General features: G+C 64.0%; 13 protein-coding genes and 1 tRNA gene. 11 read left to right on the top strand and 3 right to left on the bottom strand.

The window, feature by feature from the left end; all coding sequences use genetic code 11:
• Window positions 1–372: 372 nt before the first annotated feature.
• Window positions 373–1,398 carry an alcohol dehydrogenase AdhP gene (adhP, locus tag QQS52_RS01340; RefSeq protein ID WP_472772223.1) on the top strand — a complete coding sequence of 342 codons (1,026 nt, stop codon included), beginning with the start codon at window positions 373–375 and terminating at the stop codon, window positions 1,396–1,398.
• Window positions 1,399–1,512: 114 nt separating this feature from the next.
• On the opposite strand, the gene QQS52_RS01335 is transcribed toward adhP, so the two are convergent.
• On the bottom strand, window positions 1,513–3,012 hold the full coding sequence (locus tag QQS52_RS01335; RefSeq protein WP_472772222.1) for an amino acid permease: 1,500 nt from the start codon (window positions 3,010–3,012) through the stop codon (window positions 1,513–1,515).
• A 69-nt stretch (window positions 3,013–3,081) separates the two neighbouring features.
• On the opposite strand from QQS52_RS01335, the gene QQS52_RS01330 reads away from it, so the two are divergent.
• A complete protein-coding gene (locus QQS52_RS01330) occupies window positions 3,082–3,693 on the top strand; it encodes a MazG nucleotide pyrophosphohydrolase domain-containing protein (RefSeq protein ID WP_472772221.1) in 612 nt (203 codons plus the stop codon).
• An 18-nt stretch (window positions 3,694–3,711) separates the two neighbouring features.
• On the opposite strand, the gene QQS52_RS01325 is transcribed toward QQS52_RS01330, so the two are convergent.
• Window positions 3,712–4,134, bottom strand: coding sequence for a hypothetical protein (locus QQS52_RS01325; protein ID WP_472772220.1), 423 nt, complete (start codon window positions 4,132–4,134; stop codon window positions 3,712–3,714).
• 232 nt (window positions 4,135–4,366) lie between these two features.
• On the opposite strand from QQS52_RS01325, the gene QQS52_RS01320 reads away from it, so the two are divergent.
• The 7 genes from QQS52_RS01320 (at window position 4,367) to QQS52_RS01290 (ending at window position 10,969) form a co-directional block, all read left to right on the top strand.
• Complete coding sequence (locus QQS52_RS01320) at window positions 4,367–5,164, top strand: lytic transglycosylase domain-containing protein (protein WP_472772219.1); 798 nt, start codon at window positions 4,367–4,369, stop codon at window positions 5,162–5,164.
• A gap of 129 nt (window positions 5,165–5,293) precedes the next feature.
• Complete coding sequence (gene eno / locus QQS52_RS01315; RefSeq protein ID WP_472772218.1) at window positions 5,294–6,571, top strand: phosphopyruvate hydratase; 1,278 nt, start codon at window positions 5,294–5,296, stop codon at window positions 6,569–6,571.
• 162 nt (window positions 6,572–6,733) lie between these two features.
• Entirely contained in the window at window positions 6,734–7,384 is a 651-nt protein-coding gene (locus QQS52_RS01310; RefSeq protein WP_472772217.1) for a septum formation initiator family protein, read from the top strand.
• Between the two features lie 46 nt (window positions 7,385–7,430).
• Window positions 7,431–7,976 (top strand): DUF501 domain-containing protein, encoded by a 546-nt coding sequence (locus QQS52_RS01305; protein ID WP_472772216.1) that lies wholly within the window; start codon window positions 7,431–7,433, stop codon window positions 7,974–7,976.
• A gap of 62 nt (window positions 7,977–8,038) precedes the next feature.
• Window positions 8,039–9,001 (top strand): Ppx/GppA phosphatase family protein, encoded by a 963-nt coding sequence (locus QQS52_RS01300; RefSeq protein WP_472772215.1) that lies wholly within the window; start codon window positions 8,039–8,041, stop codon window positions 8,999–9,001.
• A 94-nt stretch (window positions 9,002–9,095) separates the two neighbouring features.
• Window positions 9,096–9,172, top strand: a tRNA-Leu gene (locus tag QQS52_RS01295).
• Between the two features lie 342 nt (window positions 9,173–9,514).
• Window positions 9,515–10,969: a DHA2 family efflux MFS transporter permease subunit gene (locus QQS52_RS01290; protein ID WP_472772214.1), complete on the top strand. Its 1,455-nt coding sequence runs from the start codon at window positions 9,515–9,517 to the stop codon at window positions 10,967–10,969.
• A gap of 179 nt (window positions 10,970–11,148) precedes the next feature.
• Here QQS52_RS01290 and QQS52_RS01285 read toward each other — a convergent pair whose 3' ends face one another.
• Window positions 11,149–12,741, bottom strand: a complete 1,593-nt coding sequence (locus QQS52_RS01285) for a lamin tail domain-containing protein (RefSeq protein WP_472772213.1) — start codon at window positions 12,739–12,741, stop codon at window positions 11,149–11,151.
• A 316-nt stretch (window positions 12,742–13,057) separates the two neighbouring features.
• On the opposite strand from QQS52_RS01285, the gene QQS52_RS01280 reads away from it, so the two are divergent.
• A complete protein-coding gene (locus QQS52_RS01280) occupies window positions 13,058–13,969 on the top strand; it encodes a dioxygenase family protein (RefSeq protein WP_472772212.1) in 912 nt (303 codons plus the stop codon).
• Window positions 13,970–14,096: 127 nt separating this feature from the next.
• Entirely contained in the window at window positions 14,097–14,891 is a 795-nt protein-coding gene (locus QQS52_RS01275; RefSeq protein WP_472772211.1) for a Bax inhibitor-1/YccA family protein, read from the top strand.
• The last annotated feature ends 350 nt before the right edge of the window (window positions 14,892–15,241 follow it).

The following is a 15,241-nucleotide window of genomic DNA, read 5'->3' as shown; positions in this document are numbered from 1 at the left end:
ACTTCCCCGTCAGACAATTTAGTTTGACGGGGGTAAGTTTTTCTCTTAATGAAAATTGGCACCATGACCTGCGGGTGCCATAAATCACTTTATGGCGTTAACGGTGTTATCGAGCATAGCATTGGGTAAAATTGGCCTCGGCCTTGGTTCGCCTCGGCAACTACCTGGACGGGTGTGCGCCGCGTCGTGTTAACTCTGTTCTTTGCAGGTTTCGCACGTGGGGTAAGGCCCTAGCGTGGTCCCTTCGCCACTTCTACGCTGCTGGTTACGGCACTTGCGCCAGTACGTGTTACCCCCACCGAAGAAGCCACGGGTGACTTGTTCAAGTGGTCCGCCTAGGGCAGTGAGCAACGTAGAAAGGAACCAACCGCTATGTCTGAAAAATTCCGCGCCGCGGTCGTCGAAGAATTCGGCCCCCGGCTCAACCTCGAGGACATTGGCCTGCCGGAGCCCGGCCGCAACCAAGCCCTGGTTAAGAACATCGCCTCCGGCATCTGCCACACTGACGTCCACGCCGCCGGCGGGGACTGGCCCGTCAAGCCGGAACCGCCCTTCGTGCCCGGCCACGAGGGCGTTGGCGAGGTCATCAAGCTGGGGCCGGGCGAGCACGACCTCGAGGTAGGCGACATCGTGGGTAACGTCTGGCTCTGGTCCGCGTGCGGAACCTGCGAATACTGCCGCACCGGCCGGGAGACCCTGTGCAACGAGGCCGAATACGGCGGCTACACCGTCGACGGCTCCTTCGGCCAGTACATGTTGGTCGATACCCGCTACTGCGCGCGCATCCCAGAAGGGGCCGACCCCATTGAGGTGGCCCCCATCCTGTGCGCCGGCGTGACGGTCTACAAGGGCCTGAAGGAAGCAGAGACCAAGCCGGGCCAGTTCATGGTGATTTCCGGCATCGGCGGCTTGGGCCACGTGGCCGTCCAGTACGCCGTGGCCATGGGCATGCGCGTTATCGCCGTGGATATCGCCGACGACAAGCTGGAGCTCGCCAAGAAGCACGGCGCCGAGTTCGCCGTCAATGCCAAGGAACAGGACCCGGCCCAGGCCGTGGAAGAATACACCAAGGGCGGCGCCCACGGTGTGCTGGTGACCGCAGTCCACCCGCAGGCCTTCGGTCAGGCCATCGGCATGGCGCGCAAGGGCGGCACCATCGTCTTCAACGGCCTGCCGCCGGGAGACTTCCCGGCGCCGATCTTCGACATCGTCTTCAAGGGCCTGACCATCCGCGGATCCTTGGTCGGTACCCGTCAGGATCTGGAAGAGGCGCTGGACTTCTACGCCCGCGGCAGGATCAAGCCGACCGTCACCGAGGTCAAGCTGGACGACGTCAACGACGTCTTCGACGGCCTCATCAACGGCGGTGTGGACGGCCGACGCGTCATCCGCTACTAGCTAGTACGCGACAAGTCCAGCGAAAAGTCCGGTTGCTCTCAATGAATCAACCGGACTTTTCGTGTGCCTGGGACGTGTGGTCTTTTGGGCCGTGTGATCTTTAAAGTGGAGCTGCTAGCTGAGGCTGAGCGAGCCGGCGCTCAGTCCCCAGATGGCCACGACGGCGCCGATGGTCACGATGGCGACCACACCCCACTCGAAGGCGTTGAAGACGCGCTCGCGCTTGTACAGGCGGGTGCCGACGTAAGGAATCATCCCCGGGATGACGGCCAGGGCGCCAAGGAGCACGTAGACCGGATCGGCGGCGTAGATGAGCCAGACGGAGTAGATGAAGGCGACCAACGCTATGGCGAAGTGGCGGCGGTTGTCCCGGCGGCTGACCTTAGGCCCGGAGATATCAAAGCGCACGCCGGCGTGCGGGTGGTTCAAGCCCTTGCCGCGCACCGTGAGCAGGAGCAGGTAGAACGCGGAGAAGATGTAGGGCAAGAGGTACATGATGGTGGCCAGCTGCACCATGGCGTTGTAGGAGGTCTCATTCAGGTAGAAGATGATGATGAAGACCTGGATGACCGAGGTGGAAATCAGCTGCGCGACCCACGGAGCGCCGGTCACGTTGACGGTGCCGATGCGGCGGGGGATAAGCCCATCGATAGCCATCATCACGATGGGCTCAGCGCACAGCATCTGCCAGGAGACGTAGGCGCCCAGCACGGACAGGCACAGACCTAGGGAGATGAGCGCGCCGCCCCACGGGCCGACCGCGGCGCTAAGCACCGAGGCCATGGAGTTATCCGGCAGCGCGGCGAGCTCTTCCTGGCTCAGCACGCCGAAGGACAGCGTGGACACGGAGACCAGCAGCGCGAGTACGGAGAAGAAACCCACCACCGTCGCGCGGCCGACGTCGCCGCGGGTGCGGGCCTGCTTAGAGTAGACGGACGCGCCCTCCACGCCGATGAAGACCCAGACGGTAAAGAGCATGATGCCCTGGACCTGCTCGAAGAGGCTGGCCTCGGAGGCCCGGCCCCAGAAATCGAAGGTGAACTTGTCCCAGCTGAACCCGAGGAAGGCCACCAAAACGATGAAGGACAGGATGGGGACCAGCTTGGCCACGGTGGTCACCAGGTTCATGAAGGCGGCCTGCTGGATGCCGCGGGCCAGCACGGCGAAGATGAGCCACGTCATGGCCGAGACGGCCAGGGCGGAGGTCCACTGGTGATCCGCGTTGAAAAACGGGATGTAGTGGCCGACGGTGTTGAAGAAGAGGGTGGCGTAGCCGACCTGCGCCATGACCGACCCCAGCCAGTAGCCCCAACCGGAGGTAAAACCGATGAAATCACCCAGGCCGGCGCGCACGTAGGAATACACGCCGGAGTCGAGGTTGGGCTTGCGGTGTGCCAGGATCTGGAAGACGAAGGCGACGGACAGCATGCCGACGCCGGCGATGAGCCAGCCAATGAGCATGGCGCCCGGGCCGGCCACGGAGGCGATGTTTTGCGGCAGGGAGAAGATGCCCGCGCCCACCGTGGAGCCGATAATGAGCGCTACCAGCGTCCATAGCGTTACGGAGTGGGAGCGGCCCTTCGCTGCCACCACCGGGGAATCTTGATTAGTCACCCGTTAAAGCTATCGTGTATACCGCCCGCAAGGGAATTCAGCGAAGGCGACCCCCTATACTCGGGGTCTATGACTGTCCTGCTGCTCGATGAACGTTGGCCCACCCTGATCCCCATGCAGGCGCATGGCCGGCTTTTCGGCCCGGTGTCTTTCACCAGCGAAGTTCCCGTGAAGGTGCGGTGGAATTTCTCCGATCTGGTCGCGGGGGAATCGCCTGAGGGCGTGCTTGTGACCACCGATGAGAATGACCCGGAGGTCCAGCGCCGGCTCGCTGCGGACGAGGCGGTCATCGAGGCCGAGTCGCGGCAGGACCCGGTCGGCCAGGCGCAGCGCGTGATGACCCGGGCCTTGCACATCGGGGAATGGGAGAGCGCGCAGACGCACACCAGCCTCCTGTCGTACCTGGAGGAAGAATCCGCCGAGTTCGCCGAGGCGGTGCGCTCCGGATCGGACGAGTCCGAGCTCTGTGCTGAGCTAGGCGACGTCTTCCTGCAAGTGCTCTTCCACGCCGAAATCGCCAGCCGCCGGGGTGCTTTCGAGTTCGCGGACGTGGCGGCCAGCTTTGTGAACAAGATGCGGCAGCGCAGCCCCTATCTCTTCGACGGCACGCGCACGGTCGTGCCCAGCGAAGAGCAGGAGCGCCTCTGGCAGGAGGCTAAGGCCCGCAGCCGCCGTTCCTAGCTGCTGAAGCGGCTCTGCTTAGGCGCCCTGGCGCAGGGTAGAAGACAACAGCGGGAGGTAGTCGCCCAGCTGGGAGGACAGGCCGGTGCCGCCGGTGAGCATGGTGTCCTGCTTGACGATGCCGCACTTCAGGGCGCGGTCCGCGGTCTCCCCGGCGAACTTGGTGGCAGCCAGCTGGATGGGAGACAGCGTCTGGCCGTTGGGGTTGAGCTCGCGCAGGTTGCGCGAGAGCTGGCTGCGGGTGGTTTCCGGCGTCAGCAGCTCGCCGGAGGTGGTGGTATCGATAGCGTGCAGGGTGGTGCGCAGGGTGTTGCAGTCGGCGCCCTTGATGAGCTGGGAGCCCAGATCCAGGATCGACGGGGCGGCCTGGGCGGCAGGGGCCAGGGCCAGGGTCAAAGCGGTGGCGGCTGCGGTTGCGGCGGAGGTCAAGCGAGAACGCATGATGGTGATGTCCTTTTGTATTAAGGGGAGAGAGGTCGGGGTGGGGCGGGGACGGGTTCCGGCTGTTGGCCGGTTAAAGCCCGTAGAGAGCCCAGATAGAACATAGCCGAGAGGTTGTGGCAGAAGTTAAAACAGTGACAAATGTTGCAAACTTGTGACCGTTTCCGCTGCGGGAAATCTCCTCATGTCGCGGTTCGCCCTCGGCAATACCGAGCCGGTAGGATATGACCCCGTGACTCAACGGACGGGCAAGACGGTAAGACGGGGATGCGGCTGCGCCGCGGTCCTCGCAATCGTGCTGGTCGTCGCGCTGGTGGGCTGGTCGCTGTCCTTTCTGGGCGCGCCGTCGCCCGTGCGGAAGCTCGCCCCGGTGCCGGAGAACGTCCCGCCGGAAGCTCCAGCAGAGGTTGCCGAGATCAACGTCCACGCGCCAGGCCGCACCGCGGATAAGCTGACCTACTGGGCCCAAGACCTATCCGAGCAGACCGGGATCCCGGCCCAAGCGCTGCGCGCCTACGGCAACGCGGAGCTTATCGCCCGAGACTCCTGGCCGGACTGCAACCTGCGCTGGAACACCCTGGCCGGCATCGGCTACGTGGAGACCCGGCACGGGACCTACTCGGGAAACTGGTTCAAGCCCTCCTCTCTGGATGACAACGGCTACCCGCAGCCACCCATCGTCGGCATCAGCCTGGACGGGACCAACAACACGGCGGAGATCCCGGACACGGACAACGGCGAATTCGACGGGGATACCGAGTACGACCGGGCCGTAGGCCCCATGCAGTTCATCCCCGAGTCCTGGAAGCGCGTCGGGGTGGACGCTAACGGGGACGGGCACCCAGACCCGAACCAGATCGACGACGCCGCGGCCGGGGCGGCGAAACTGTTGTGCTTGGACGGACGTGACCTTTCGCACGAACAAGGGTGGGTCGACGGCGTGCTCGCCTACAACCAATCTGGGGAATACGTGCGGAAAGTCGCCGCTGCGGCCAATTCTTACGCCGTCGGCCAACCGGCCACCAGCTAGGGAGGGCGCCCGGCTTGGCGAATATAACCACGCCGCGGGCAAGTTTTCGGTAAAAATGGAAGCTAGGTAGGCGTCCCATGTTTTTTGGGGCGCGCCCACATCTAACCTCTAGAGGAGTGAATTTCAAGCATGGCCGATATCCTGCACGTATTCGCACGCGAAATCCTGGATTCCCGCGGCAACCCCACCGTGGAGGCGGAAGTTTTCCTGGATGACGGTGCCCACGGGCTTGCCGGTGTACCGTCCGGTGCTTCCACCGGTGTCCACGAGGCCCACGAGCTGCGCGACGGCGACGACCGTTACCTGGGTAAGGGCGTGACCAAGGCGGTCGAGAACGTCAACGAGGAGATCGCTGATGAGCTGGCCGGTTTCGTGGCTGACGACCAGCGCCTGATCGACCAGGCCATGATTGACTTGGACGGCACGGAGAATAAGTCCCGCCTGGGTGCCAACGCCATCCTGGGCGTGTCCATCGCCGCCGCCAAGGCTGCCGCCGAGTCCGCTGCGCTGCCGCTGTATCGCTACGTAGGCGGCCCGAACGCGCACGTCCTGCCGGTGCCGATGATGAACATCCTCAACGGCGGCGCACACGCTGACTCCGGCGTGGATGTCCAGGAATTCATGATCGCCCCGCTGGGCTTCGACTCCTTCGCCGAGGCCCTGCGCGGCGGCGCTGAGGTCTACCACGCCCTCAAGGCCGTCCTGAAGGACAAGGGCCTTTCCACCGGCCTGGGCGACGAGGGTGGCTTCGCCCCGTCCGTCGGCTCCACCAAGGAGGCCCTCGACGTCATCGTGGAGGCCATCAAGAAGGCCGGCTTCACCCCGGGCAAAGACATCGCCTTGGCCCTCGACGTTGCCTCCTCCGAGTTCTACCAGGAAGGCAAGTACCACTTCGAGGGCGGCGAGCACACCGCGGAGGAGATGTCCAAGGTCTACGAGGAGCTCATCAACGCATACCCGATCGTCTCCATCGAGGACCCGCTGCAGGAAGACGACTGGGAGGGCTACACCGCCCTGACCGCCGCCATCGGCGACAAGGTCCAGATCGTGGGTGACGACTTCTTCGTCACCAACCCGGCCCGCCTGCAGGAGGGCATCGACAAAAAGGCCGCGAACGCCCTGCTGGTCAAGGTCAACCAGATCGGTACCCTGACCGAGACCTTCGACGCCGTGGACCTGGCCCACCGCAACGGCTACCGCACCATGATGTCCCACCGCTCCGGCGAGACCGAGGACACCACCATCGCCGACCTGGCCGTCGCCCTGGGCTGCGGCCAAATCAAGACCGGCGCCCCGGCCCGTTCCGAGCGCGTGGCGAAGTACAACCAGCTGCTGCGCATTGAGCAGGAGCTCGGCGAAGCCGCCGTCTACGCCGGCCGCTCAGCCTTCCCGTGCTTCAATGGCTAAGCGCACTTGCAACTAGAATTTCGGCCCCGGGTCTTCCCGGGGCCGTTTCTTGCTGCGTCGTCACCGCCAGGTGTGTGTGCGCGCGGTGGCGCCTCTTTTTAACACCCGCCCCGCCGTGCCGCCGCTGCGTTAAGGGGCGGCCACGCTAGGATAGTGGCCTATATGGCACGCGAGAAGAAAACCCCCAGCAAGCGGCGCACCACCGTACCGGTCGCGTCGCGCTCTGCGGGGCGCTCCGGCCGGTCTGTGCGCCCGCGCCCGAAGGCTAAGCGGAAGCCGGACCGCATGGATGTCGCCGGCTTTACCGTCATCGTCGCCGTGCTGGTGGTGGTGCTTGCCGCCATCGCCGTGCCGCTGCGCAACTTCTACCAGGGGCGCTCCGAGATCGCGCGGCTCAACGAGTCGATTGCCGCGAAGGAAGCCGAAAAGGCGCAGCTGCAGGAAGAAATTGACCACTACCGGGACGAGGACTTCGTCAAGCAGGAAGCCCGCCGGCGCCTGGGTGTCATCGAACCGGGGGAGACCGCCTACCGCATTCTGGACCCGCAGATGAACCCGGGTCACTCGGTGACCACCGGCAAGGACGCCGTCGAGGAGAGCCAGCCGTGGTACGTCGTTCTCTGGGACTCGCTCTCCGAAGGCGACGAGCCGCGCTCGGTGGTCTCCGGCGGGCCGAAGGACACGGGGGAGAACCGGGCCGAGACCTCCGAGGGCCCAGTCTCTTCGGCCGTGGAGGAAGCCATCGAGGAGTCCCACAAGTCCCCGGAGAAGCCGGATCCGGTGGACCAGGGCGCGGATTACGCGCCGCAGTAGCGCCCCGCGCTCACGCCGGCGGGGTGTTCGTGAGACAATAGCGTCTATGACCGTGACAGATAAGGACCTCGCCACCGTCGGCCAGCAACTGGGCCGGACTCCGCGGGGTGTGCTGGAAGTTTCCTACTACACCCCGGACGGCCAACCCGCCGTCATCAAGACCACGCCCAAGCTGGAGGACGGCACCCCGTTTCCCACGTTGTACTACTTGACGGATCCCCGCCTGACCGCGGAGGCCTCCCGCCTCGAGGTCGCCCACGTCATGAAGTGGATGGAAGTGCGCTTGGCTGACGATGCCGACTTGGCCCGCGACTACCGCGCCGCCCACGAGCACTACCTGGCCGAGCGCAACAAGATTACCGACCTGGGCACGGATTTTTCCGGCGGCGGAATGCCCGACCGCGTCAAGTGCCTGCACGTTTTGATCGCCTATGCGCTGGCCGAAGGCTCGCAGCACTTCCGCCTGGGTACCGAGGCCGTGGCGCTCGCCGCCGAGCACGGCCAGCTGCGCGGCAGTGCCATCCCCGCCGACTGGCCGAGTGTAGCCGATCTCGGCATCGACATGGATCAGTTCGACTTCTCGAATACCTAAACCGGGCTTACTAACTCCTCATTTACCCGCTCGAGCAACTCGCCTAAGGACTAGACACCAGCATGACTCGCGTAGCAGCAATCGACTGTGGCACCAACTCCATCCGCCTGCTCATCTCCGATGTGCAGCCTGGCGGAAAAGTCAAGGACGTCACCCGGACCATGGAAATCATCCGCCTGGGCAAGGGCGTGGACGCCACCGGGGAAATCTCCCAGGAGGCGCTGGGTCGCGCGCGCACCGCGCTGGAGTACTTCGTCCAGCAGATGAAGTTCGAGCAGGTCAAGAAGGTGCGGATGGTCGCCACCTCGGCTACGCGGGACGCGAAGAACCAGCAGGAGTTTTTCGATCTGACCGCGGAGCTTCTCGGGGAGATCGAACCCGGGGCCTGCGCTGAGGTCATCACCGGGGAAGAGGAGGCGCGCCTGTCCTTCAACGGCGCGGTCAGCGACCTAGCCTCGGAGCGCGCCCCGTTCTGCGTCATCGACCTGGGCGGCGGTTCGACGGAATTCATCGTGGGCGATGAGGACGGCACCATCGACAGCTCGCACTCCGCGCAGATGGGCTGCGTGCGCATTACCGAGCGCATCATGCCCTCCGACCCGCCGTCGGACACGGAGATCGAAATCGCCAAGGACTTCGTCGCCGAGAAGATGAAGGAAGTCTCCCAACTGGTCAACGTGGACAAGGCCCAGACCTTCGTCGGCTGCGCCGGCACGTTCACCACCCTGTCGGCCCTGGCCCAGGGGTTGGAGCGCTACGACGCGGACGCCATCCACGGCACCGAGCTGCGTTTCGATGCCCTCCGCGTACTCCTGGACCAGCTCATGCATACCCCGGCCGATGAGCGCGCCCTGAACCCGGTCATCCACCCGGGACGCGCCGATGTCATCGGCGGCGGTTCGGTGGCGGTCGAAGGCATCATGAACCTCATCGAAGAGCACAACGATGCCCACTCCTTCATCGTCTCCGAAAAGGACATCCTAGACGGTATCATCGCTGGCCTCGTCGCCGGCATGGATGCCTAAGGGGTCTTCGCCCAGAGCAACCGGCCCAGGGCAACTCGCAACCCGGTTTTCACCCGGGGCCGGTGGTGAATTAGACTCACAAAGGGTTGCACAAGCCCCTATAGCCCAATCGGCAGAGGCAGTTGACTTAAAATCAATTCAGTGTGGGTTCGAGTCCCACTGGGGGCACCACTACCAGCTAAAACACTTCATCGGCCGCGCGAAATCCGCGTGTAGTGTCCAATAAGTGTCGAAGAATTGTAGACTTTTGGTCTGGCCACGGCACCGGTCCCCGCGCAGTCGAGCCAACAGCGCCCGGCCTAGCCCAGCGGTAGAGCCGGGGCGCAAACCGTGGTGGGTGCCCCCCTGCGTGTCGAAGTTCCGCACGTCGGGAAGTCGCTGAACCCGCTCACTGCTCTTTCAAGTTGACAGCGCTGCACATGTCCAGCATTGTTGACTTATCACGTTTATGCCGCCCGTCCCTAGTTAAGGGGCGTGCGGCCCTTTTAATTTGTTTTTCTAGGAGATTGCCGGATGACCACACCCGATCCGCGTTCGCGCTCCCTGTCGGGGGAGACCACGCTCATCATTTCGGTGCTCGCACTGACCACATTTGTGATGCTGCTTAATGAGACGGCGCTGTCGGTGGCGCTGCCGGCCATCATGACCGAATTCGAGGTCACCTCCGCGGTCGTGCAGTGGCTGCTGACCGGCGTGCTGCTGACCATGGCCATCATGATGCCGATGACCGGCTGGATCCTGGACCGCTTCACCACGCGCTCGGTGTACTTCTTCGCGGTGGGCTCCTTCCTTATCGGCTCTGCCGTGGCGGCCTTTTCCCCGACGTTCGCAATCCTGCTCGGCGGGCGTGTCCTCCAGGCTGTCGGCACCGCCATCCTCCTGCCACTGCAGATGACCGTCGTCATGACCGTCGTGCCGCCGAAGGTGCGCGGCACCGTCATGGGGGTTATCGCGATCGTCATGGCCGTCGGCCCGGCCCTGGGCCCGACCTTCGCCGGCGCGGTCATGTCCGTGTCTACCTGGCACACCACCTTCTGGATCATGGCTGCCCTCGTCGCCATGGCCGCCGCCTTCGCCGCCTGGAAGCTGCGGAACGTCAGCGAACTCAAGCGCGCCCCGCTCGATGTCCTCTCCGTGGTGCTGTCCGCCGTCGCCTTCGGCGGCTTGGTCTACGGGCTTTCCTCAGTGGGCGTGCTCATTGATGGTGGCGACGGTGCCGGCGTGGTCATCGGCGTGTCCATCGCCGGCGTTGCCGGGCTCGCGCTGTTCATCTGGCGCCAGCTCGCCCTGGCCCCGAGCGGCCGCGCACTGCTGGATCTGACCCCGCTGACGGTGAAGAACTTCGTCGTCGCCATCATCGTCATCGTGCTCTTCCAGGCCGCGATGCTGGGCATGGCCAACACCCTGCCGCTCTACCTCCAGGGCGCGCTGCTGACCACCGCGTTGGTCGCCGGCCTGGCCTCCCTGCCGGGCGGCCTCGTGGAAACGGTCCTTTCGCCGATCGCCGGCGCCTTCTACGACCGCGTCGGGCCCCGCCCGCTGGTCGTCCCCGGCACCATGATCGGCGCGGCCGCGCTGCTCTGGATGGGCACGGTCAATGAGGAGTCTCCGGTCTGGCTCTTGGTGGTGCAGTACACCATCTTCGGCGTCGCCATGGCGCTGTCTCTGACCCCGCTGATTACCACCGCGCTGTCGTCGCTGCCGTCCGAAATCTACTCGCACGGCTCGGCCATCCTCAACACGCTGCTTCAGCTTGCCGGCGCGGCGGGCATCGCCGTGATGATCGCCATCTTCGGCCACGTTGCCGGCGCCGGCGGGGGAACGCGCGCAGCCCAGGGCGATGGCGCCGCCACCGCCTTCATGGTCTGCGGCGGCCTGCTTGTCGTGGCCGTCATCGCCGCGCTGTTCCTGCGCAAGCCGGAAGATCATGGTGAGGTCAAGACCGTGGAGAGCGCCGAGCCGGCTTAAAGCCCAAGGCTTACAAGTCCGCGGCTAGCAAGACCTAGGAAAGCAAGCCAGAGACCTTAGAACCAGGGCCTGCGGGAGCCGTAGAATACGAAAAAGACCAGCCTGATGGCTGGTCTTTTTGTCTGTCTAAAGCCCGCTAGAACCCGGCTAGATTCGCGGGGGATGCGGGCTGGAGTGGCTTAGCCCAGGAACTGGCGAACCTCGGCGGGCAGCAGGTCGAGCAGCTGCTGTGGCAGCGCCTTGGAGAAAGCCAGAGTGCCGCCCACGACGGCAATGATGCCGACCACGGCCGCGAGGATTCCGCCGACGCTAGATCCACCCAGGGAGGACAGGGAGGACGCCGAAGACGCGGAAGAAGCCGAGGAACCGGAGGACTGGGATGGTTGATCGTCGTCCTGGCCGTTGTCGATGTCGCAGTCGGCGGTGCGGGTGTTTTCCGCAGCGCGGAAAGGAATGCCTTCAGTCACGCCGTCATCGGCCCAGAGGAAGACGGTGGTTTCTTCCTGCTTGCCGTCGGTGCACTCGCCGGCGAAAGTGTGCGTAGCGAAGCCTTCGTTGGCCACGTTGTCCATTTCGGCCGGTCGGGCCTGGATTTCGGAGGTGGCCTTCCACTCGCCATCGGCCTTTGTCAGCTCGATGGACGCGCCTTCGCAGACCTCGTCGCATAGGGCGCGCAGGACGCCGGATTCCACGTCGTAGTCCAGTGCCATGACGCCCTCGAACGGGGAGCGGTAGCGCTGTTCCAGGACCGGGGCATCGGCGGACAGGTCGACGAAGAGGACCTCGCCGTTAGCCTCAACGCCGACGGCAAACTCGCCGCCGCCAAGAGCGGAGATAGCCTCTAGGCCGGAGTTAGCGCCGATGTTGCCAGTGAACTCGGCGAGGTTCCATTCTTGCTCGGCGATCAGGTCTCCGCCCTCGCTGGTCGGGGCAGCGAAGTGCAGCACGGACGGGCGGGAGACATTCTTGGATGCGTTGTCGCGCTCGGTGGCGACGTAAAGGGAGCCATCCTCGGACACGGTAATACCCTCGGCGTCCGGCAGGCCGCTGCCGTCCGGGTACTTCAGGTTCCACTGCCCGGCGACGGTGAAATTACCGCTCTCAACGTCGTAGTCGAGGGCCAGCAGGCCGCCCTCGTCGTTGTTGACCACCCAGGCGCGGCCATTGGCGTCGAAATCTATGCCCGAGAAATCCTCGATGGAAAATTCCGCGCCTAAGTCAACATCCTTGATGGTCTGCGGATCGAAGCGCCACTCCGCGTCCGCGACCGGTTCGGTCTCACCCTCGGCGATATTGGCGGCGCCTTGGGTCGGCTCACCGGTGACGTCGAACTCGCCGGTCATGTCCGGAACGCGGCCCCAGGTGGTGGCAGCATGGCCTTCCCAGGTGGTCGTCTCGACGAGCTGGCCGTCGGCATCGTAGAGTCGGACCGAGTCGTTGCCGCCCAGGCCGAAGCCGTCGTCCTCCAAGTCGGTGTAGAAACTTAAATAACCACCGGATTCAATCTCGGTGCCCTCCGGGAAGACGACAGGGGTGTGGTCGTCATCATCATCGAGGATGGACCAGCCGCTGATGTCTACCGACTTCACTTCGTCGGTATTAGCCAGCTCAACCCAGTCACCGACCGGGTCGCCGTTGGACTCCACCTCGTTGATAACCACGGGGGACTTAGGGGTCTCCTGCGCCAGGGCGGTGGGTACGGACAAGGCGCTGAAGGTCATCGTGGCAGCGGCGGTAGCCGGGAGCCAACGACGGTGGGAGACTGCGGACATGGGCAGGGTTCCTTTCTTATAGGGACAGAGAGAAAAGAGCAGACTACACCTTATGCGCCCGCGGTAGCCGGGGCTCGACGACGAGGTAAACACTAGGAAAATTCTGAGGCTGCAGACTCGAAATTGGATATAGGCGTCATCCAGTAACTATCCGGGACCTTCCCAGCAACTGCACGTGAACCTACCCGTTATTGTCCGGGGAGCGCACAAGATTGCGCTTTAGGGTTGAAGTCATGAGCACACAAGATCTTTATTTGAAGGTCGCCGGCTTGATCGCCCGGGTGACGACATCGAAGATCAGGGACTCGCATTCGACATGCGCACGATGGTGAGCCGACGCCGGGTCCTAGGAATATTCGGCATCGGCGCCGGCGCGGCTGCCCTGGCCGCCTGCAGTCCTGGTGGGACGAGCACGGCCTCGAGCAGTGCGGCATCGTCAGCTTCGGCCACGAACCCCAACGCCGCCTCGAAGTACGCCGGCCAAGAACTGTCCGGGTTGAACAACGAAACCGCGGGACCGTACCCAGGCGACGGCTCCAATGGTCCTGACATCCTGGACGAAAGCAGCGTCGAACGCCGTGACCTGACCACTTCCGTCGACGGTAACGGCTCGGTGGAAGGCGTACCCATGACGCTGACGATGAACCTCATCGACATCGCCAACGACAACCAACCGCTGGGCGGTGCCGCAGTCTACGTCTGGCACTGCAATGGCGAGGGCGAGTACTCCATGTACTCCGACGGCGCGACGGACCAAACTTGGCTGCGCAGGGTCCAGGTCACTGACGACAACGGCAGCGTGGCTTTCGATTCCATCGTTCCCGGCTGTTACAGCGGGCGCTGGCCGCACATCCTCTTCGAGGTATTCACCAGTATTGACGAAATTACCGATGCCTCCAATTCCGTGCTGACCTCGCAGATAGTGGTGCCGGAAGAGGTCGCCCGTGCCTGCTACAGTGACAGCGTTTACTCTGGCTCGGCCGACCACCTCAACAACATAACCCTGGAGACCGACAACGTCTTTTCCGACGGCTGGGACGCCCAGACCCCGGCGGTATCTGGATCAAAAAACGCTGGCTATCAGCTGGAGATCGACGTTCCCGTCGACATCATCGACAAGGCGACCGGCGGACAACCTCCTGCCGGCGGCAATGGCCCGGGCCAGGGGCCCGGCGGAGGCGGCCCGGATGAAGGCGGCGGTACACCCCCGGAGCCACCGGCCAACTAGAATTTTGGGTATAAGTCAACAGCGTGGGAACTTTCTGGAAACGCGACGCGTTGACACTAGTGACTAGACCCTAGACCCCTAGACCCCTAGACATATTCCCAAGAAAAGGAAAGGAAGCGGGATTCCCTTGCGCAGTAGCAACCCGGTCATGAACACGCTTGCCACCTCGGAGCAACAATCTTCGAACGGCTACAACGATCCGCAGGCTTACGGCCAGGCTCCTGAGCGCCCGATGACCGTCGACGACGTCGTCACCAAGACGGGTATTACGCTCGGCGTCATTATCGCACTGGCAGTCGTCAACTTCGGGATCGCCGTGGTTACCGGTGACGCCTCGCTGTCGATGATCCTGACGCTGGTCGGCGGCATCGGCGGCTTCGTGACCGTCCTGGTCGCCACCTTCGGCAAGAAGTGGGACTCCGCAGTCGTCACCCTTATTTACGCGGCATTTGAGGGCCTGTTCATCGGCGGGTTCTCCCTGCTGATTTCCGGCTACTTCACCGTGGGCAGCTCCGATGCCGGCGCCCTGATCGGCCAGGCCATCCTGGGCACCGTCGGTGTCTTCCTGGGCATGCTCTTCGGCTACAAGACCGGCGCCGTCAAGGTGACCCCGCGTTTCCGCAAGATTGTCTCCGGCGCCATCATCGGCGTCTTCGTGCTGGTCATCGGTAACCTGCTGCTGGCCCTGTTCACCGGCAACAACCCGCTGCGCGACGGCGGCACCTTGGCGATCATCTTCTCCATCGTCTGCATTGTGCTGGCTGCCCTGTCCTTCATGAATGATTTCGACCTAGCCGACCGCCTCATCCGCGCCAACGCTCCGGCATCCCACGCGTGGGGCGTGGCCCTCGGGCTGGCCGTCACCCTGGTCTGGCTCTACACCGAGATCCTGCGCCTGCTGAGCTACTTCCAGAACCGCTAGCTCGCACCAAGCTTTCTCTTGACCGCCTTTCCCTTCAGGGGGAGGGGCGGTTTTGCATATCTGGCGCACGCCACCCCGTGGCTTGACGGGTTTTACCGGTCTGCGGCTCACGGGCTCCCTTCGCGGTCACGGGGAGAGGGAAATTGCACAGATCGTCTGTTCCGGTGGGCGCGAAGGGTTCATCGGGCGAGAGCGGGGCTGGGGAGATGGACTTTGTGGCGGCCACGTTGGCGGCCTTCCGTCAAGTGGATTCGCTAAACCTTCAGTGAGTAGACAGGTTGCCGTCGCCAGTCCGATTGGCACGACGTCGTGAGCTGCGGGAGAAGGCCAGAATTGCCGGTAGGCTTATG

The sequence above is a fragment of the Corynebacterium sp. 1103A genome, from assembly GCF_055700955.1.
This window is presented reverse-complemented; position numbering and strand designations above follow the sequence as displayed.